Source organism: Mycobacteroides sp. H003 (genome assembly GCF_001440135.1).
In the GTDB taxonomy this organism is placed as follows: domain Bacteria; phylum Actinomycetota; class Actinomycetes; order Mycobacteriales; family Mycobacteriaceae; genus Mycobacterium; species Mycobacterium gwanakae.
This window is the reverse complement of record NZ_LJYL01000034.1, coordinates 1,078,710-1,098,568: the sequence shown is the minus strand read 5'-3', so window position 1 is coordinate 1,098,568 and position 19,859 is coordinate 1,078,710. Positions and strand designations below refer to the sequence as shown.

Here is a 19,859-nt window from a genome sequence, read left to right as displayed (position 1 = left end):
GACCTCAGCCGCGTAGCGCGGAGATGAAGATCCGAGGCACTTTCAGCAGGCTGGGCTTATCGGCGAAGTCCACCAGCAGTTCGCCAGTGCCCGCCGCTGTGGCATTGCTCACGAACCACGGTGGCTTCGGGGACAGGGCCCATTCGCCATGTGCAAAGGACCGAGGGAACGGCCGGAAGGGGCCGCGGACCACGGTACGTTCCGGCTTCTCGACCAGGAAGCCGTTGTGTACCACGCCGATCCCGCTTTGTACGTCGTTGAGCACGTGGCCGGGGAATGCGCCCCACGTCGCGGAGGGGGTCAGATACCCCACCCCGGTCCAGGCGTTGATCGCGACGGTGCCGTACCGCAGGTCTTCGACCAAGGTGTCGAAATGCGATCCCAGCGCCTTGATGGTGTCGGGGTGCGCGAGCACGTTCACGCCGAGCGTTCCGACGAACTCGTCATTGGCCACCCGTGCGGCCTCCTGCAGGAAGAGGGCTCCGTCCGGGTCATTGGCGACATCGAGTTCGATGACGCCCAGGACGGGCCCGAAGTACTCGGTACGCAGCAGAGCCGTGCGGTCCTCCGGATCGACCACGAGCACGCGCGCGCCGTTCTGTCCGAGGCGCTCGGCGTCGGGGTAGGACTGTTGCGCACCGGCCACCCGGTCATCTGAACCGGGGTAGTAGGCAGGACGGGACGGCGCCTCGTCGACGGCCTTGCGCAGCGCGGCGAGGAACTCTTGGCGCTGCGGCCATGCCTTCGAGAGCACCACGACCTGCGAGGCGATGCAGTTGTAGCCGTTGTTGTGTAACCGCTGGGTGGCGATGTGCCGGGTCTGGAACTCGATATCGGAGGAGCTCCACTGGCCGGGTACCACGATGGTCGGCGAAACCCCGCCGAGTTCGCTGGTGATGGCCTTGTCCAGGACCGGCTGGTTGGCGGCCTTGCGCTGCGCGCCTTCCTCTCCGGTGCCGAACACGATCGCGTCGTGGGTGACCGAGCTGCCGGTCATATGGACGTGATCGACCAGCTGATGGTGCACCAGATAGGTGCCGACATCGGCGCCGCCGGTCAGGATGCGTACCGCGCCGATCGCGATGAAGGGCTGCAGCACCTGGGTGAACACAGGCAGCAGTGGATCGGTGATGGGGTTGAGCTTGAGGGCCACCACGCGGTTATTCGCGAAAAGTTCGTACAGGGTGTCCAGGGGCGCGATCGAGGTTATGTTGCCTGCGCCGAGCACCGCGCCGACACCTTGGGTGCGGCTGGGGTCACGCTGCGCCAGGCCGGCTGTGCGCAACGCCTCGGCCTTATCCACGCCGGGCTGCAACCACAGCTCAGCGCTGAACCCGGACAGCAGCAGCTTGTCGAAGATGTTGAGCGGCAACACCGAAACCGTCGTACGACCGCCGGGAGTGACACCGAATTCGGCGCCTTGAAGCGGGCTTTGCCCAGCTTGGAGCTGCTCCAGGCTGGCGATCAGGGAAGCGATGGCCCCCGCCACGGCGTACGGGCCCGAGATCCATTCCTCGCCGACCAGGGGAGATTCCGGGTCGAGCTTCTTGATCTGGAATGCCGCCGCCTGCACCCACTGGTGCGCATTGTCGATCACGCGCTGGCGGGTGTCCGCCAACAAGCGCAAACGATCTGCCAACGAGGTTTTGGCCCAGGCCTTTTCGCCTTCGGTCAAGTCCTGCAGGGCTTGGTCGACGGGGGATTCGATCTGTACGTCGGTCATGGATGTCAGCTCGCGCTCTAATCGAAGTCGGGTGGTGATGTGTTCGGTGGGTCACATGGTACGTGACGTACCACCCCATTGCTAGAGTGAGCTTCGTGCAGCCCGACAGCCAAGAACTCCCAGCTGGCAGGTGGGATGGCCAGCGCGAACGGCGCCGGGCCGAGTTCGTCGAGGCCGCCCTTGCCGCCATTGCCGAGCACGGTCCGCAGACGTCCACGGAGCAGATCGCGGTCTATGTGGGGGTCACCCGAACAAAGCTCTACCGGCACTTCGACGGCGCCGCGGACTTACAGCGCGCCGTGGCTCGGCGGGCCGGCGACATGATCATCGCTGAGCTTGCACCCGTATGGCAGCCGCTCGGCTCGATGGCACAGATCATCGAGGCAGGTATCGGTGCGTACGTCCGTTTCCTGGTTGGGCACCGCAACCTGTATCGGTATCTTGCGCGATGCTCACTTTCGGAGGGCTCGGATGCGCCCGATGCCATTGCCGATATCAAAATGTCTGCAGGACTGCATCTTTCGCGGGTATTTGCGGTGTACCTCGAAGCGTTCGGGGTTGACACCGATGCCGAGCTGCTGGCGATGGGCATTGTCGGGATGGCCGAGACCTCGGTGAGTTACTGGTTGGACCAGCCAGGGCAGACCTCACAAGAACGGTTGATCGAGAGCCTGGTTCGGCGCATCTGGCTCATCGTGGAGGACAGCTTGCGTGCGGGCGGTGTCTACCTCGATAGCGAGGAGCCACTGCCAGAACCCGGGGAAATCGCTCGGAACGTGCAGCGTTACCGAGATCCCGCACGCCTCCCGTAGCGCCGAAGATTTCTGATGTCGCCGCATCGCCAGCGACATAGGCTCAGTAGGTGCTTCCCTCCCCGCGCGCCGACGCCGCAGTCTTGATCACCGGAGCCTCATCGGGCATTGGCGAAGAACTCGCACGAGAATTCGCGCGGCGTGGTTATCCCGTGGTGCTGGTGGCGCGGCGTGCCGATCGGCTACGTGGGCTGGCCGAGAGCCTGGGACCGTCTGCTCACATACTGCCCGTTGATCTTTCGAATGCCCAGGAGCGCGCTCAATTGCCTCAGCGCGTGGCGCGGCTTGGACTCGCGGTTGACGTGCTGGTGAACAACGCCGGGCTGAGTACGGCGGGGCCCGTGGCCGAATCCGACCCCGCCGCCGAGCTCAACCTGGTGGAGGTGGACGTCAGTGCGGTGGTGGATCTCTGCTCGCGCTTTGTGCCGCAGATGGTGGCACGCGGCAGAGGGGTCGTGCTCAACCTCGGCTCGGTCGGCGCCTTCGGCCCGCTGCCCGGGCAAGCCGCCTATGGGGCCGCGAAGGCATTCGTGGTCTCCTACACCCACGCGCTGAATGAAGAGCTGCGCGGGACAGGCGTCCGCGCCGCCACGCTGTGTCCGGGTCCAGTGAAGACGGGATTCGGTGCGGCGGTGGGAATCTCCGACGAGGACGCCGAAGCCGCGATGCCCAAGGTCATGTGGGTGGACGCGGCGACCGTTGCCAGGACGGCGGTCGATGGATTGACAGCGGGCAAGACGGTGATCGTGCCCGGGCTGGCCAACCGCATCGGCGCAGCCGCCAACCATCTGCTTCCGCGCGGATTACTCACCCGCATGGTGGCGCGTAGCCATCCCGCGCTCAAGAGAGGCCGGAAGGCTTAGCCGCAGACCGCTCCGACAGCAGCCGACTGCACCAGCTTGGTGTACTTGGCCAGCACCCCGGTCTTGTACCGCGGCGGCAACGGTTCGAATCCCTCACGGCGCGAGGCAAGTTCGGACTCGTCGACCAGGAGATCCAGCTTTCCGTTGGCAACGTCGAGGCGGATACGGTCACCGTCCTTGACGAAGGCGATGGGGCCACCATCGACGGCCTCGGGCGCGATATGCCCGACGCACAGACCGGTGGTACCGCCGGAGAATCGGCCGTCCGTCATCAGCAGCACGTCCTTGCCGAGGCCGGCACCCTTGATCGCACCGGTGATGGCCAGCATCTCGCGCATACCGGGCCCGCCCTTGGGGCCCTCGTAGCGGATGACGACGACGTCGCCGTGCGTGATGGTGCCATCCTCCAGGGCGTCGAGTGCTGCCCGCTCCCGCTCGAAAACCCTTGCAGTGCCCTCGAAAACATCGGACTCGAAGCCCGCCGACTTGACCACGGCGCCCTCCGGCGCCAGTGTGCCGTGCAGGATGGTGATGCCACCTGTCGGGTGGATCGGGTTGTTCATGGCGCGCAACACCTTGCCATCCGGGTCCGGCGGCGCGATGTGTGCGAGATTCTCGGCCATGGTCTTGCCGGTGACCGTCAGGCAGTCGCCGTGCAGCAGGCCCGCGTCCAGGAGCGCGCGCATCACCACGGGCACGCCGCCGATCTCGTCGACGTCCTTCATCACGTGACGGCCGAAGGGCTTCACGTCGGCCAGGTGCGGAACCTTGTGGCCGATGCGGGTGAAGTCATCCAGGGACAGCGGCACCTCTGCCTCACGGGCGATGGCCAGCAGGTGCAATACCGCATTGGTGGACCCGCCGAACGCCATCACCACGGCGATGGCGTTCTCGAAGGCCTCCTTGGTGAGGATGTCGCGCGCGGTGATCCCGCGGCGCAACATCTCGACAACGGCCTCCCCGGACTTGCGTGCGTACTCCTCGCGACGCTTGTCGATGGCGACGGGAGAAGCACTGCCCGGCAACGACATGCCGAGTGCCTCGGCGGCGCTGGCCATGGTGTTGGCGGTGTACATACCGCCACAGGCTCCTTCGCCCGGACAGATGGCGCGTTCGATGATGTCGACGTCCTCACGCGACATCAGACCGCGTGCGCACGCACCGACCGCCTCGAAGGCGTCGATGATGGTGACTTCCTTTTCGGTGCCGTCGGTCAGCTTGGCCTTGCCGGGCATGATCGAACCGTTGTAGAAGAACACCGAGGCCAGGTCCAGACGCGCCGCGGCCATGAGCATCCCGGGGATGGACTTGTCGCATCCGGCCAGCAGCACGGAGCCGTCCAGCCGCTCCGCCTGCATCACGGTCTCGACACTGTCGGCGATGACCTCGCGGGACACCAGCGAGAAGTGCATGCCCTCGTGGCCCATCGAGATGCCGTCGGACACCGAGATGGTGCCGAACTCCAGCGGATAACCTCCGGCCGCGTGCACACCCTCCTTGACCGACTGGGCCAGGCGCTGCAGCGACATGTTGCACGGGGTGATCTCGTTCCACGACGAACCGACGCCAATCTGTGGCTTCACCCAGTCGTCGTCGCCCATGCCTACGGCGCGCAGCATCCCGCGGGCGGCAGTCTTCTCCAGACCATCGGTGACGTCGCGACTACGCGGCTTGATATCAGGTGCGTCGTGGGCTGACATGCGCCTAAGTATCCCCGGCGGCTACTTAGCCGGTCAAAGGGGATTCGCTCTTCGCGCCAGCAGCTCATCGCTGCGGATTCCGCCTCCGGAAGCCGAGCAAAGTGGCAGCATGACCGCCATGCCATTCATGCCGGTCAGCGACTCGATGTTTCTCATCGGGGAGACGCGGGAACATCCCTTCCACGTCGGCGGCCTACAGCTGTTCAAACCGCCCGTTGATGCAGGCCCGGATTATGCCGAGGTGTTCTACGAACAGCTGATGTCCACCACCGAGGTGTCGTCGGACTTCCGCAAACGACCCGGGCAGCCGCTGGCGGTGATGGGCAACCTCACCTGGATCATCGACGACGAGATCGACTGGGAGTACCACGTGCGCCGTTCGGCGCTGCCGCGCCCGGCACGGGTGCGTGAACTGCTGACCGTCACCTCACGGTGGCACAGCTCCCCGCTGGACCGGCACCGGCCGCTATGGGAAATGCATGTGGTGGAAGGGCTTTCGGATGGGCGTCTGGCTGTCTACACGAAGATGCACCACGCCGTCATCGACGGTGTCGGTGCCTTGCGCATGATGATGCGCTCGCTCTCCGATGATCCCGATGCGCGCGACTGCCAGGCCGTGTGGGCCCCGGCCAAGCGGCGCGCGAAGAGCAGCATCGTGAGCACCACCAACACCTCGGCGCTGGACCTCGTCAAGGGAGCCGCCGGTGCCGTGCGGCAGGTTGTGTCGATTCCGCCCGGTCTGCTCAAGTACGGACGCCACGCGCTGTCGGACCCACAGCTCGTCAGGCCGTTGTCGGCCCCGCACACCATGCTGAATGTCTCGATCGGAGGCGCCCGGCGCTTCGCGGCGCAAACCTGGTCGATGACACGGATCAAGGAGGCGGGCAAAGCCCTGGGGGGAACCGTCAACGATGTGGTGCTGGCCATGTGCGCCGGTGCGTTGCGCACGTATCTGGAGGAGCAGAACGCGCTACCCGACAAGCCGCTCATCGCGATGTGCCCGGTGTCGATCCGGGCCGAGGGGGACCAGAACGCGGGGAACTCGATCACCGCGCTGCTGGCCAACCTGGCGACCGACAAGCCCGATCCGCTGGAGCGGTTCAGTGCGATCCGCGACTCGGTGCAGGCCGCCAAGTCGGTGCTCTCGGAGATGACACCCATGCAGCGGATGCTGGTTGGCGCGCTCAATGGAGCTCCTGCGCTGAGCGGCGCCGTCCCGGGTTTGGTGGACCGGGCGGCTCCCGCATTCAACGTGATCATTTCTAATGTCCCGGGCCCCCGCACCGATATGTTCTGGAACGGGTTCGAGATGGACGGGTGCTATCCGGCGTCGATTCCGATCGACGGAGTGGCGTTGAACATTACGTGCACCAGCAGCGGGTCGGCGATGCACTTCGGATTGACCGGGTGCCGCACCAGCGTGCCGCATCTGCAGCGGATTTTGACCCATTTGGAGGAGGCGCTGACCCAGCTGGAGGAGTCCGTCGTTTAGCGCGTTGTACCCGCGAGGGGTATACCCTCTCGCGATCTCGTACCCTACGGGGGTATCTGAGCTACGATAGTGGCATGCGAAACCGAACTCGGACTGCGATCCTTGCCGGCGCTGCTGCTGCGGTGCTGATTCTGTCAGCGTGTAGCTCGGACAAAAAGGGTGATGAGACGAAGTCCGAGCATTCAGGTCATTCCGGCATGCCGGGCATGACGACGACCCTCGATACCAACCCCGCGACGGCTCCGTCCGATCACAACGACGCTGATGTGACGTTTGCCCAGCAGATGATCATGCATCACCAGCAGGCCGTCGAGATGTCGAAGTTGACCGAGGGGCGCACCGCCAACCCGGCGGTACTGGAGCTCGCGAACAACATTCAGACGGCACAGCAGCCCGAGATCGACACCTTCACCGAGTGGCTCACCAGCTGGGGTCAGCCGCTCATACCGGAGGGGCATGACCCCGCCGGACACATGCCTGGCATGGTGGACACGCCGGTATTGGACCGGATGAAGACCCTCAACGGCGAGGTTTTCGACCAGCTGTGGCTGCAGTCGATGATCGCTCACCATCAGGGTGCCGTCGCCATGTCGAATGCGGAACTCTCCGGAGGCCAGTACCCTTCGGCAAAGCAGTTGGCGCAAAAGATCATCGATAATCAGCAGCCTGAGATCGACACGATGCAAGGCCTCCTCAAGGGATAAATGGACATGAGCACCAAGACTTCGACTCCACACGGTTACTCGCTGAAAAAGGATGACTACGCCAAGCGGCTCCTGCGTATCGAGGGGCAGGTGCGTGGCATCGCCAAGATGATCGACGAGGACAAGTACTGCATCGACGTGCTGACCCAGATCAGCGCCGCGCAGAGCGCGCTGCGCTCGGTCGCGCTTGGGCTCCTCGACGAGCACCTCGGTCACTGCGTCTCCAATGCCGTTGCCTCTGGCGGCGCCGACGCCGACGAGAAACTGGCCGAGGCCTCCGCGGCGATTGCCCGGCTGGTTCGCAGCTAGGAGCCGAGCGCGGCAACCACCATCTGCCGCAGCACCGCTCGCGTCTGAGTGGGCGCTGATCGACCGGCGCTGTAGGGCGTGGAGTTCATCAGGCCGAACGCGGCATGCGCCTTGATACGCGCATCCGACTCGTCGAGTTCACCATCGATCTGGCACAGCACCTGGACCCAGGCCTCCACATACCGGCGCTGATATTGGCGCACCTGACGTCGTGCGTTTTCCGGTAGCGAGTCAAGATCGCGGTCCTGCACCCGGATCAGATCGCTCTCGTTGAGCGCGAAGTCGAGGTGGAAATCGATGAGACCCGAGAGTGCCTCTGACGCTCCGGCTGCCGCCTCGACGACATCGGTTCCCCCGGCGAGAAGCCGGCGGCTCACGTCGGTGAGCAGGTCCACCAGCAGGGCTTCCTTGTTGGGGAAGTGCCGGTATATCGCCGGGCCGCTAATCCCCACGGCCGAGCCGAGATCTTCCAGGCGCACCCGCGCATATCCGCGCATGGCCACCAGCCGGGCTGCGGCCTGCAGCAGCTGATCCCGGCGATCGGCTTTGGCACGTTCGCGTTTGTTCGGGGTTTCCGACTCGGGTACCAGGTTGGTCATCACACCTCCTCGGCGGCGCGCTCTAGACAAATCAGTTAATGGAGATTATCTTAATTCAAGTTAATCCTCATTAACTGAAACTTCAGACTTCGGAGCTGGGTATGACTCTGGTTGGTGAGCAGAACAGGGCCGAGCATGCCCGACTGGTCGGCGAGCTGCGGGAGCGGCTCGCACGCGCCGCGCTCGGCGGCAGTGAACAGTCCCGGCAGCGGCACGTGGACCGCGGCAAGCTGCTGCCGCGCGACCGCGTCGAGGCGCTGCTCGACCCGGGCAGCCCGTTCCTGGAGCTATCACCACTGGCGGCGAACGGCATGTACGACGACGATGCGCCCGGAGCCAGCATGATCGCCGGCATCGGCCGCGTCTCGGGGCGCGAATGCGTGATTGCCGCCAACGACGCGACGGTCAAGGGCGGCACGTACTACCCGATGACGGTCAAGAAGCATCTGCGCGCCCAGGAAATCGCGCTACAGAACCGGCTCCCCTGTATCTACCTGGTGGACTCCGGTGGCGCCTTTCTTCCCAAGCAAGACGAGGTGTTCCCGGATCGCGAGCACTTCGGCAGGATCTTCTACAACCAGGCCACCATGAGCGCCAAGGGAGTTCCGCAGATCGCGGCGGTGCTGGGTAGTTGCACCGCCGGTGGCGCGTACGTGCCGGCGATGAGTGACGAAGCCGTCATCGTGCGCAAGCAGGGCACGATCTTCTTGGGTGGCCCGCCGCTGGTGAAGGCCGCCACGGGTGAGGTGGTGACCGCCGAGGAGCTCGGCGGCGGCGACCTGCATTCGCGTACCTCGGGTGTGACCGATCATCTGGCAGCCGATGACAAGGACGCATTGCGGATCGTGCGCCGCATCGTGTCGACGCTAGCGCCCAAGGTCGAGGCGCCCTGGCCGATTACCGAAACAATTGCCCCAGAGCGCGATCCGGGCACCCTGTACGACGTGGTGCCCACTGATCCGCGCATCCCCTACGACGTCCACGAGGTGATCGTGCGGCTCGTGGACGGCGGCACCTTCACCGAGTTCAAGGCGGAGTACGGAAAATCGCTCGTCACGGGAACCGCACGGCTGCACGGCCACCCGGTCGGAATCATCGCGAACAACGGGGTGCTGTTCGCCGAAAGTGCCATGAAGGCGGCGCATTTCATCGAACTGTGCGATCAGCGACGCATACCGCTGGTGTTTCTGCAGAACATCTCCGGATTCATGGTGGGCCGCGATTACGAGGCCGCCGGCATCGCCAAGCACGGGGCGAAGATGGTCACCGCCGTCGCGTGTGCGCGCGTTCCGAAGCTGACGGTGGTCATCGGTGGCTCCTACGGGGCCGGCAACTACTCGATGTGCGGGCGCGCGTACTCGCCGCGGTTCCTGTGGATGTGGCCGAATGCACGCATCTCGGTGATGGGCGGTGAGCAGGCCGCCTCGGTGCTTGCGACGGTGCGCGCCGATCAAAGCGCGGCGTCGGGCAAGGAGTTCACCGAGGACGAGCAGGAAGCGTTCAAGGCGCCCATACGCGAACAGTATGAACGGCAAGGTAATCCGTACTACTCGACAGCGCGGCTGTGGGACGACGGCGTGATCGACCCTGCCGACACGCGCACAGTGCTCGGGCTGGCGCTCGGAATCTGCGCCAACGCACCACTTGAACCCGTTTCCTACGGCGTCTTCCGGATGTGACAGTGATGTGGGGGTACTCCCCCGCAAGCGGGAGGTGCCCCCACCCGCTTGCGGGAGCCGTTTACACGAAAAACAGAAGGTGCGGCCAGTGATTCGTTCAGTGCTTATCGCCAACCGCGGTGAGATCGCGGTACGCATCGCATCCACGTTGCGGACCATGGGGATTCGATCGATCGCCGTCTACACCGACGGGGACACCGATCATCTCGGTGCCTGCGACACCGCGGTGTACCTCGGCGCGGAATCCGCGGGCTACCTCGACATCGACGCGATCATCAGCGCCGCCAAACAGGCCGGCGCCGACGCTGTCCATCCCGGATACGGATTTGTCTCGGAGAACGCCGATTTTGTTCGCGCGTGTCAGTCGGCGGGCATCGTCTTCGTCGGGCCGCCCGCCGAAGCGATGGACGCTATGGGCGACAAGATCAGAGCCAAGGACACCGTTGCCGCGGCCGGCGAGCCGGTCGTGCCGGGCAGCGTCGGTGCACTCTCGGATGAAGAGCTGGTTGTCACCGCCGAGGAAATCGGGACCCCGCTGATCATCAAGCCGTCCGCGGGCGGCGGTGGCAAGGGCATGCGCGTGGTGCACGATCTGAAGCAGATGCCCGATGCGCTGATCGCATCCCGGCGCGAGGCCACCGCGATCTTCGGCGACAACACCTTGCTCGTCGAGCGTTATCTGGCCCGTCCCAGGCATATTGAGGTTCAGGTCTTCGGTGATACCCACGGCAATGTGGTGCACCTGGGCGAGCGTGAGTGCAGTCTGCAGCGGCGGCACCAGAAGGTGATCGAAGAAGCGCCCTCCCCACTGTTGACCGCGCAGCTGCGGGCTGCGATGGGCGAGACCGCATGCCAGATCGCGCGCAGCGTTGGATATTTCGGGGCCGGAACCGTCGAGTTCATTTTGGACAGCGATGCTCCCGAGTCCTACTACTTCATGGAGATGAACACGCGGCTTCAGGTGGAGCATCCGGTCACCGAGATGGTGACGGGGATCGACCTGGTGCAGTGGCAGATCCTGGTCGCGGCCGGTGAACGCCTCCCGTTGACGCAAGAACAGATCTCGCTCAGCGGCCATGCGATAGAAGCGCGGGTGTACGCCGAAGACCCGGCCCGTGAGTTCCTTCCGACCGGAGGAACGGTTGCGCTGGCGTGTTTTTCGAGTAGTGCGCGCACGGACACGGCATTGTCGACTGGTTCGGTGGTGGGTTCGCGGTTCGACCCGATGCTGGCCAAGGTCATTGTGCACGCGCACGACCGCGCCACCGCACTGGCCGACGCCGACCGGGCCCTTGCCCACACCCAGGTACTCGGTGTGGGTACCAATATCGACTTCTTGCGCGCGCTGGTCACGAATCCCGTCGTGATATCCGGAGACATCGACACGGCGCTGCTCGACAAGATCGCGTCCGAATATCGTCCGCCCGTCGTTCCGCATTGGGTATGGGTGGCTGCGGCGGCCCTGCTGGACGGCGAGTCGGAATCCGGAACATTGTGGAACAGCAAGTCCGGGTGGCGTATTGGGGAACACGCGCCGCGTTCGTACCGGCTGCGCATCGGAGAGACCATCGAACTGGTCCAGCTCTGGGGTGACCCGGTGGCCGAGGTCAGCATCGGGGACGGCGAGCGCACTTCTGCCAGGGCGCATCGCGCCCCGGGGCAGGTGAGTGTCGAATTCGCCGGCCAGCTGTACCGCGCGAACGCCGCACAGGCCGGCAGTGCGGCGTGGATCGCCACCGAAGAAGGAACCTGGCACGCCGATATCGCGCCGGAACCCCGGTTGCGGCACCACGACGGTGAAGACGAGGACGGCGAGATCCGGAGCTCGATGCCCGGGCTCGTGCGGGTGGTGTCGGTGAACACGGGTGCCGTTGTCGAGCGCCACGCCCCGGTGGTGGTGGTCGAGGCCATGAAGATGGAACACACCCTGCGCGCCCCGATCGCCGGAACCGTGACCGTCGCGGTGGCCGCCGGCGACCAAGTGGCCGTCGATCAACTTCTGGCCACCATCCACCCCGTTATCAACCCCGAGGAGGGGAAGGCATGACATTCAGCACCGCGGAACTGCCCGACGAGTACGAGTCGCTACGTAAAACCGTTGAAGAATTTGCGAATTCGGTGGTCGCGCCGGTGGCCGCCCATCATGACGCCACCAAGACCTTTCCTTATGCGGTGGTGGCGCAGATGGGTGAGATGGGGCTGTTCGGTCTGCCCTTCCCCGAGGAGTACGGCGGAATGGGTGGTGACTACTTCGCGCTGTGCCTGACGCTGGAAGAACTGGCGCGGGTGGACCAGAGCGTGGCCATCACCCTCGAGGCTGCCGTCTCCCTGGGTGCCATGCCTATCTACCGATTCGGGAACGAGGAGCAGAAGCAGCGCTGGCTTCCGACGCTAGCCTCCGGAAAATCCTTGGCCGCCTTCGGCTTGACCGAACCCGGTGGCGGCACCGACATCCCCGGGTCGATTCGTACCCGGGCCGTCGAGGATGACGGCAGCTGGGTCATCAACGGCTCCAAGGCATTCATCACCAATTCCGGGACCGATATCACCGCGGTGGTGGGTGTTGCGGCAGTGACCGGACGTTCGGCGGACGGATCGCCGGAGATCTCGGTTATTCACGTACCTTCAGGTGCACCGGGATTCACCGTCGAGCCCGGGTACGACAAGGTCGGTTGGAACGCCTCGGACACTCATCCGCTGAGCTTCGACGATGTGCGGGTGCCCTACGAGAATCTGCTGGGTGAGCGTGGCCGCGGTTACGCGGGATTCTTGCGGATCCTCGATGAGGGGCGAATCGCCATCGCGGCATTGGCAACCGGTGCCGCACAGGGATGCGTCGACGAGAGCCTGCGGTACGCCAGCAGCCGTCCGGCCTTCGGCAGCGCGATCATCGACTATCAGTCGGTGTCGTTCAAGATCGCCCGGATGCAGGCGCGCGCGCACACGGCCCGGCTGGCCTACTACCACGCTGCCGCCCTGCTGCTGGCCGGAAAGCCGTTCAAGACCGAGGCTTCGATTGCCAAGCTGGTGGCCAGCGAGGCGGCGATGGACAACGCGCGGGATGCCACCCAGATCTTCGGGGGAGCGGGGTTCATGAACGAGTCACCGGTCGCTCGTCAGTATCGCGACAGCAAGATCCTGGAGATCGGCGAGGGCACGAGCGAGGTACAGCTGATGCTCATCGCCCGCGCTTTGAGCCGGTAGCCTGTCGGAGTACTTAGCTGGCTAGGTGAGCTGGGCTTCCGCGGCGGTCACCCAGCGCGCTGAGTCACATCAGGTACCCCCACGGGGTTATGAATGTGACCTTTTCTAATCAACGGCGATAAGGCCTGGTCAAGACGTATTTTCTTGAGCCGGTGAAACATCGTGTTGCCTGGTGGCGACGAACCCTATGACACACTGGATGTGTCGCGTCTACAGGAGTGAGCATGCTTGTCTTAACTCGTTGGTCCCGGCGCGCCCTCATCAGCGGTATCTGTGTTGCAGGACTGCTGGGTGCTGGCGTGGTTCCTGCCTTCGCAGAGCCGGGTGACCCCGGCGATCCGGGTATTCAAGAACCGCCCCCGCCGCCGCCGTTCGAGCTGCCGCCGCCCCCGCCGCTGCCGTGGGAGCTGCCGCCGCCACCCGCACCTGACGCGCCGCCTCCCGGGGAGGTTCCGCCGGCTCCGGCGCCGACCACGCCACCTCCCGGGGCGCCCCCGACGGGCGATGTGCCGCCGCTGCCGGTGGGCCTGTTGAAGAACTCGCCCAACAATGGCGATGTTGTTGGTGTGGCTCAGCCGGTGACGATTGTCTTCGCGGCTCCGGTGACGGACAAGAAGGCCGCCGAGGCCGCCGTGAAGATCACCACGTCCAAGCCCGCGCCGGGATATTTCTACTGGTACACCGATCAGCAGCTGCGCTGGAAGCCCACCCAGTTCTGGCCCGCGAACACCGATGTGAACGTAAATGCCGGCGGAACCAAGTGGAGCTTCAAGGTCGGTGACGCCTTCGTGTCGACAGTCGACGATGCCACCTTCACGATGACGGTGACCCGCAACGGGGTTGTGGAACGCACCATGCCCATGTCGATGGGTAAGCACGACAAGAAGCACGAGACGAAGAACGGCACCTATTACGTCAGCGAGAAGTTCCAGAAGATGGTGATGGACTCGTCAACGTATGGGGTGCCGGTCAATTCGGCCGAGGGCTACAAGCTTGACGTCTACTGGGCCACCCGGTTGTCCAACTCCGGCATCTTCGTCCACGCCGCACCGTGGTCGGTCGGCCAGCAGGGCAGGAGCGATACCAGCCATGGCTGCATCAACCTGAGCACCGACAACGCCACCTGGTACTTCAACCAGTCCCACCCTGGCGATCCGGTGATCGTGAAGAACTCGCCCGGTGGCCCGTACAAGGACTACGACGGCTACGACGACTGGCAGCGCTTCTAGATTTCCTAGCGCACGAGAAAGCCCCCGGCCACTGGCCGGGGGCTTTCTCGTCGGTGGAGCTCAGCTCCAGATGCGTACACGCTGATCGGCTTCCAGGAACAGCTCGTCCTCGGCGCTCAGCTCGAAGGCTTCGTAGAACGCGTCGATGTTGCGCACTACGCCATTGCAGCGGAATTCAGGCGGGGAGTGCGGGTCCACCGACAGACGTCGAATGGCCTCAGCCTCGCGGGCCTTTGTGCGCCATACCTGCGCCCAGCCGAAGAAGACCCGCTGTGCTCCGGTGAGTCCGTCGATGACCGGAGCCGTTTTGCCGCGCAGCGAGATCTCGTAGGCCAGTAGGGCGATCGAGAGACCGCCCAGATCGCCGATGTTCTCGCCGACGGTAAACGCACCGTTCACGTGTTGATCGGAGAGCTCGCGGGGCACAAACTCGTCGTACTGCTTGATCAACGCCGTTGTGCGCACACCGAATTCGTCGCGGTCGGTATCGGTCCACCAGTTGACCAGGTTGCCGTCGCCGTCGTATTTGGAACCCTGGTCATCGAATCCATGGCCTATCTCGTGGCCGATGACGGCACCGATGCCACCGTAGTTGGCGGCGTCATCGGCGTCCGCATCGAAGAAGGGCGGCTGCAGAATCGCTGCGGGAAAGACGATTTCGTTCATGCCCGGGTTGTAGTAGGCGTTCACGGTCTGCGGGGTCATGAACCACTCGTCACGATCGACGGGTCCGGCCAACTTGGCCAGGCCACGGTCGCATTCGGCGGCTGTCGCGCGCCGGACATTCCCCAGCAAGTCATCGCGCCGGATGGCGATGGTCGAATAGTCACGCCACGTGGCGGGGTAGCCGATCTTCGGGGTGAACTTGTCGAGCTTCTGCAGGGCGCGTTCGCGGGTCTCCGGCGTCATCCACGCCAGGTCGGTGATGCTGACCCGGTAGGCCTCGCGCAGGTTATCGACGAGAACCTCCATGCGCGCCTTGGCGTTCGGCGGGAAATGGCGCTCGACATAGAGCTGGCCCACGGCCTCGCCGAGTAATGACTCGACCACCGCGACGCCGCGCTTCCAGCGGTCACGAATCTGCTCGGTGCCGGACAACGTGCGTCCGTAGAAGTCAAAGTTCTCTGCCACCAGCGGTTCGGTGAGGTATGCCGCGCGGGCACAGATGAGCCGCCAGCTTGCCCATTGCTTCCAATCACTCAGCGGCTCCGAGGCCCAGAGGCCGGCGAAGGCGGTCAGGTAGTCGGGCTGTCGCACCACCAGTTCGGTGACTTGGCCGGTGGCGGCACCCAGCCCGGAGATCCATCCGTCCCAATCGAATCCGGGGGCGGTGTGTTCCAGGTCCGCGAACCGCACCAGGTTGTAGCTCAGCTCGGCGTCGCGCCGCTTCACCACATCCCAGTGCGCTGCGGCGATCTTGGTCTCCAGCGCGAGGATCCGGCCGGCGGTATCGGTGTTGTCACCCTCGCCGTACACCAGCGCGAACATGGCGGCGATATGGGCGCGATACGCGTCGCGTGTCGCCGTATGCTGCTCCTCCCGGTAGTAGGACTCATCGGGCAGGCCCAGACCGGACTGGCTGATGTGCAGGAGATAGCGGGAGGAATCCTTGGCATCGGTGTCCACGTAGCAGCCCACCCCGCTGCCGGCCCCGGCCCGCTGCAACGTGCCCATGACGGCGGCCAGTGCGGTGACATCGGCTGCCGAGGTGATCCCGTCCAGCTCCTGATGAAGCGGTGCCAGGCCGACAGCCGCCACGGTCTCGATGTCCATGAAGCTCGCGAACAGGTCGCCGATCTTCTGCGCCTCGGTACCTTCGGGTGCGCCCGAGTCGGCGGCCTCCGTGATGATCCCGCGCACCTGCTCTTCGGCGCGGTCGAACAGAGTTCGAAACGCCCCGTCGACGGCACGGTCGGCCGGAATGGAGTATTCGGCGAGCCAGCGCCCATTGACGTGGCCGAACAGGTCATCCTGCGGGCGGATGGATTCGTCACGGTGGCTCAGGTCGATACCGGATTTTGGCAGCACGGATTCTGTCGTCACCCGTCCATGGTGGCACGGGTCGCTAGGGTGAGGCCCGTGAGCAAAGAGGCCCCGGCAACCAGCCAAGGCAGCGCAGACGGACCCGTCTTCTCCCGGTACGGCGTGCTGTCGGCCGTTCTCGGTGCGATCACGGTTGTCGCTCTGGTGCTTTCGGTCTTCGTCGTTGCCGGTCATCGCAGCCAAGCGGCCCGTGACCGCTACGACTCGCGCGTGCTTGATACCGCGGTGACCTGGGTCAACACCCTGATCAACATGGAGAAGAGCAATGTCGACTCCAGCGTGCAGATGCTGCAGGACGGCACTGCTGGGCAGTTGAGTGATCATCTGGGGGAGATGCTCGCGGGCGTCGTGAAGCTCGCGCGAACGGTCGATGCCGACGCGGCGGGAGAGATCGATGCGGTGGCCATTGACAGGGTCGGCGCGAGAATTCCCGATGAGGATATCGGCCTGCCTTCCGTGGAGCGGTTGGATCGCGTCATGGTGGTGGCCACGTCGGTGACGCGTGACGCCGATGCCGCCCCGAAGGTCAATCAATGGCACCTCCGGCTTGCGGTGTCCAAGGTTGGGGACCAGTTGCTGGTCACTGGTCTGGAGCTGTTGCGATGAGCCGTAATACAGTGCGGGTCATTATCTTTGACCTACTGGCGCCTTTGGTCACGATGCTGGCGATTGTCGAACTCGGCGTGATACTGCGCTGGCCCACCTGGTGGGTGGTGGTGTGTACGGCATCGTGTCTGCTTATCGCTCAAGGTCTGGCCGTGAACGCCTATCTGGCCCGACGTGACTCGGTGACCGTCGGCACCGACGATGACGGGCCGGCGCTGCGTACCGGAATCGTCGCACTGACCACGATTTCGGTGTTGGCGGTCGCGGTCGTGGGGTACCGGCATTGGACGGTTCCCGACCGGGAGGGGAACGCGGACCGCGCGGCGGTGACCGACGTCGTCGCGACGGTGGCCGGGGCGGTGGTGAATTTCGCCCCGGGTAGCCCGGATTCCTACGTGGGCAAGGCCACCGAGCATATGACGGAAGGGCAGAGGCAGTCCTTCACACGTGACTTCGACAGGGCCACTGCCGAGCTCAAGGCCAAGGGAATCTCGCAGCAGGGTGAGATCATCTCGGTTGGCATCGAAGCCCTGGGACCCGAAGACGCCGTGACCGCCACCCTGGTGCGACGCACGAGCGTTGCCGCGAAAGCGCAACCCGAAGAGTCGGTGCTGGCGCTGCGGATGACCCTCGCCAAGCGTGATGGCCGCTGGCTCGTGGACAACATCGCACCGATCGACCGGATCGGGGCGCAGCCGCCCAGGGGCTAACGCGAACTGATACGAGCGAATTCGATTTCGGTACAGCGGTCCATGACAACCCGCAGCCCCGCATCGGTGGCCTTGTTCGCGGCGTCGATGTCGACGAGATCGAGCTGGAACCAGAGTGTGCGTGCCCCGATGTCGATGGCCTCCTGGGTGATGCCCGCCAATTCCTCGCGGCGGCGGAACACATCGACCAGGTCGGGTGTCTCCGGCAGCGCCGCAAGGCTCGGGTAGACCGTGTGGCCGTCGAGCTCGGAGAGCGTCGGATTCACCAACAAGATTCGGTAGGGACTGTGCGTGGCCAGATAGCGGTAGACGCCGTGACTCGGCCGGTCCGGATTGGCCGAAATGCCAACGATGGCAACGGTCTTAGTTTCGAGCAGTATCTCGGCGATTGCCGTGTCATCGGGGGCAGTCCACACCGCGGTTCCTTCCTGCTGGCCCGTGGCACGCCGAAAACTCAAGTGACAGGCCTTGGCATGGCACGGTAGACATGGGTATGTGTCTGAGCTGACCCTACGCACCATTCAAGACGAGGCCGACTACCAGTCGTACGTGAGCTTCGCGTACTCCGTGTTCTTGCAGGATCCCCAGCAGGACGAGATAGCGGCCAGCCGCAAATTCACCGAGCTGGACCGCATGATCGGATTCCACAACGGGCGCACGTGGGTGGCGACGGCGGGTGCATACAGCCGTCACGTGGTGCTACCGGGCGGAACGGTCGCACCTGTCGCCGCCATCACCGCCGTCACGGTGGCGCCAACGCATCGGCGTCGCGGTCTGTTGACCGCGATGATGCGCCGTCAACTGGAGGACGTCCGCTCGCGCGGTGAGGCCATCGCCATGCTGTTCGCCTCGGAAGCGTTGATCTACGGCCGATTTGGTTATGGAGTCGCGACGGAAGCCGCGGAATTGTCTGGCCGGGTCAAGGAGCTGTCTTTCCGGCCGGATGTGGATCTGGGCGACGGCACCCTGGAGGAAGTCGACGCCGCCACCTTCCTGGCATCGGCCCCTGCTGTGTATGACGGCGCCATCGCCGAACTGCCCGGCCAAATGTCCCGTACGCCCGAGTGGTGGGCGATCTGGACGCTGGATAACGAGGAACGCCAGAAGGAGTCCGGCAAGATCCGCTTCGTCCTGCACTACGAATCCGATGGAACAGTCAGCGGATTCGCCATCTATCGGCCGAAACCGGGGTGGGGCGACGCAGGCCCCGACGCGGAGCTGCATGTGCAAGAGGTGCTGGGTGCCAACCCACGCGCCTACGCGCGGACGTGGCGCTACCTGCTGGATATGGATCTGGTGCGCAAGATCAAATATCACGGCGCATCGGTACATGAGGAGCTGCGCTACCTGGTGGCGAACCACCCTGCACTGGAATGCGCTGTGAGCGACGCGATCCACGTGCGATTGGTCGATATTGCGAAGGCGCTGTCGCAGCGGCGCTACGCCACCGAGGTGGACGTGGTGCTGGAGGTCACCGACGAATTCCTGCCAGAGAATTCGGGACGCTACCGTCTGCGCGGCAGTCTGACCGGTGCCAGCTGCGAAATCACCACGGCGGACGCCGATATCGCGTTGACCGTGCGCGATCTCGGGTCCGTCTACATGGGTGGGGTCAGCCTGCAGGCACTGGCCAGGGCAGGTTTGGTCAGAGAACTTCGAACAGGTGCGGTGCAACGGGCCGCGATTGCATTCGGCTGGCCCGTCGCACCTAGTGCACCCGATGACTTCTAACTAGTTGTCGCGACCGGGACGGCCCATCGGGCCCGGGCCGTTCCATCCGTCGTCATCCCAGGTGCGGTGCCAGCCGCCGTGGTGTCCCCAGCCGCCACCGCCGCCACCGTGCGTGTGCCACCAGATGGCGCATGCGATCCGGAAGGCGATGAACAGGAACAGCAGCACCAGGCCGGTCAGCAGGGCGATCTTGCCGAGGAGCTTGGCGCGATCCGAGGATTCCTGCGCGCGGTCGTACTGGCCGGTGAGCCAGTACTGGGTGACATTCAGTGCATTGGTAAATGCGCTGAACGCCAACGGCCAGAAGAAGACAATGGAGGCCACTGCCCAGCCGACATTGGTGGGGGGAGGCTTCGGAACTCCCGCGGAGGCCGTCGGTGCGGGCGGGGGCGCGGGCGTCGAAATGGCGCCGGTAGGTTCGTCAGTTTTCGTCTCGTCGGTCATGGCACGAGGTT

Annotated in this window: 18 protein-coding genes; 12 read left to right on the top strand and 6 right to left on the bottom strand. The window is 64.7% G+C overall.

Annotated elements, in window-relative coordinates; genetic code table 11:
* Positions 1-4: 4 nt before the first annotated feature.
* Positions 5-1,723, bottom strand: a complete 1,719-nt coding sequence (locus tag AOT87_RS25360) for an aldehyde dehydrogenase family protein (protein WP_057967260.1) — start codon at positions 1,721-1,723, stop codon at positions 5-7.
* 86 nt (positions 1,724-1,809) lie between these two features.
* Between AOT87_RS25360 and AOT87_RS25355 the strand changes: the two genes are divergently transcribed.
* Both AOT87_RS25355 and AOT87_RS25350 read left to right on the top strand, forming a co-directional pair.
* Complete coding sequence (locus AOT87_RS25355) at positions 1,810-2,535, top strand: TetR/AcrR family transcriptional regulator (protein ID WP_109365485.1); 726 nt, start codon at positions 1,810-1,812, stop codon at positions 2,533-2,535.
* A 50-nt stretch (positions 2,536-2,585) separates the two neighbouring features.
* Complete coding sequence (locus AOT87_RS25350; RefSeq protein WP_057967259.1) at positions 2,586-3,398, top strand: SDR family oxidoreductase; 813 nt, start codon at positions 2,586-2,588, stop codon at positions 3,396-3,398.
* Here AOT87_RS25350 and ilvD read toward each other — a convergent pair.
* Positions 3,395-5,098, bottom strand: a complete 1,704-nt coding sequence (gene ilvD / locus AOT87_RS25345; RefSeq protein ID WP_057965516.1) for a dihydroxy-acid dehydratase — start codon at positions 5,096-5,098, stop codon at positions 3,395-3,397. The genes AOT87_RS25350 and ilvD overlap by 4 nt on opposite strands.
* Positions 5,099-5,207: 109 nt before the next feature.
* On the opposite strand from ilvD, the gene AOT87_RS25340 reads away from it, so the two are divergent.
* The 3 genes from AOT87_RS25340 (at position 5,208) to AOT87_RS25330 (ending at position 7,603) form a co-directional block, all read left to right on the top strand.
* Positions 5,208-6,590, top strand: a complete 1,383-nt coding sequence (locus AOT87_RS25340; RefSeq protein ID WP_078284797.1) for a wax ester/triacylglycerol synthase family O-acyltransferase — start codon at positions 5,208-5,210, stop codon at positions 6,588-6,590.
* Between the two features lie 74 nt (positions 6,591-6,664).
* A complete protein-coding gene (locus tag AOT87_RS25335; RefSeq protein ID WP_057965515.1) occupies positions 6,665-7,294 on the top strand; it encodes a DUF305 domain-containing protein in 630 nt (209 codons plus the stop codon).
* Positions 7,295-7,300: 6 nt separating this feature from the next.
* Entirely contained in the window at positions 7,301-7,603 is a 303-nt protein-coding gene (locus AOT87_RS25330; protein WP_030097375.1) for a metal-sensitive transcriptional regulator, read from the top strand.
* Here the strand turns inward: AOT87_RS25330 and AOT87_RS25325 are convergent.
* On the bottom strand, positions 7,600-8,202 hold the full coding sequence (locus tag AOT87_RS25325) for a TetR/AcrR family transcriptional regulator (protein WP_057965514.1): 603 nt from the start codon (positions 8,200-8,202) through the stop codon (positions 7,600-7,602). The two genes, AOT87_RS25330 and AOT87_RS25325, sit on opposite strands and share 4 nt — an antisense overlap.
* A 101-nt stretch (positions 8,203-8,303) precedes the next feature.
* Here AOT87_RS25325 and AOT87_RS25320 point away from each other — a divergent pair, with 101 nt between their 5' ends.
* The 4 genes from AOT87_RS25320 to AOT87_RS25305 all read left to right on the top strand — a co-directional run bounded on the left by AOT87_RS25320 (position 8,304) and on the right by AOT87_RS25305 (position 14,314).
* On the top strand, positions 8,304-9,881 hold the full coding sequence (locus AOT87_RS25320) for a carboxyl transferase domain-containing protein (RefSeq protein WP_057967258.1): 1,578 nt from the start codon (positions 8,304-8,306) through the stop codon (positions 9,879-9,881).
* Positions 9,882-9,969: 88 nt separating this feature from the next.
* Positions 9,970-11,928, top strand: a complete 1,959-nt coding sequence (locus AOT87_RS25315) for a biotin carboxylase N-terminal domain-containing protein (RefSeq protein ID WP_057967257.1) — start codon at positions 9,970-9,972, stop codon at positions 11,926-11,928.
* On the top strand, positions 11,925-13,085 hold the full coding sequence (locus AOT87_RS25310) for an acyl-CoA dehydrogenase family protein (protein WP_057967256.1): 1,161 nt from the start codon (positions 11,925-11,927) through the stop codon (positions 13,083-13,085). The genes AOT87_RS25315 and AOT87_RS25310 overlap by 4 nt, the downstream gene beginning before the upstream one ends.
* A gap of 224 nt (positions 13,086-13,309) precedes the next feature.
* Positions 13,310-14,314 (top strand): L,D-transpeptidase family protein, encoded by a 1,005-nt coding sequence (locus AOT87_RS25305; RefSeq protein WP_057967255.1) that lies wholly within the window; start codon positions 13,310-13,312, stop codon positions 14,312-14,314.
* 60 nt (positions 14,315-14,374) lie between these two features.
* On the opposite strand, the gene AOT87_RS25300 is transcribed toward AOT87_RS25305, so the two are convergent.
* Positions 14,375-16,357 carry a M13 family metallopeptidase gene (locus AOT87_RS25300; protein WP_057967254.1) on the bottom strand — a complete coding sequence of 661 codons (1,983 nt, stop codon included), beginning with the start codon at positions 16,355-16,357 and terminating at the stop codon, positions 14,375-14,377.
* 126 nt (positions 16,358-16,483) lie between these two features.
* On the opposite strand from AOT87_RS25300, the gene AOT87_RS25295 reads away from it, so the two are divergent.
* Both AOT87_RS25295 and AOT87_RS25290 read left to right on the top strand, forming a co-directional pair.
* Complete coding sequence (locus AOT87_RS25295; RefSeq protein ID WP_057967273.1) at positions 16,484-16,963, top strand: hypothetical protein; 480 nt, start codon at positions 16,484-16,486, stop codon at positions 16,961-16,963.
* Positions 16,960-17,673, top strand: coding sequence for a hypothetical protein (locus AOT87_RS25290; protein WP_057967253.1), 714 nt, complete (start codon positions 16,960-16,962; stop codon positions 17,671-17,673). Before AOT87_RS25295 ends, AOT87_RS25290 begins: the two co-directional genes overlap by 4 nt.
* On the opposite strand, the gene AOT87_RS25285 is transcribed toward AOT87_RS25290, so the two are convergent.
* On the bottom strand, positions 17,670-18,089 hold the full coding sequence (locus tag AOT87_RS25285) for a CoA-binding protein (RefSeq protein ID WP_057967252.1): 420 nt from the start codon (positions 18,087-18,089) through the stop codon (positions 17,670-17,672). The genes AOT87_RS25290 and AOT87_RS25285 overlap by 4 nt on opposite strands.
* A gap of 79 nt (positions 18,090-18,168) precedes the next feature.
* Between AOT87_RS25285 and AOT87_RS25280 the strand changes: the two genes are divergently transcribed.
* On the top strand, positions 18,169-19,404 hold the full coding sequence (locus AOT87_RS25280; protein WP_057967251.1) for a GNAT family N-acetyltransferase: 1,236 nt from the start codon (positions 18,169-18,171) through the stop codon (positions 19,402-19,404).
* On the opposite strand, the gene AOT87_RS25275 is transcribed toward AOT87_RS25280, so the two are convergent.
* Positions 19,405-19,848 carry a CD225/dispanin family protein gene (locus AOT87_RS25275; RefSeq protein ID WP_030097364.1) on the bottom strand — a complete coding sequence of 148 codons (444 nt, stop codon included), beginning with the start codon at positions 19,846-19,848 and terminating at the stop codon, positions 19,405-19,407. It abuts the gene before it with no gap.
* Between the last annotated feature and the right edge of the window lie 11 nt (positions 19,849-19,859).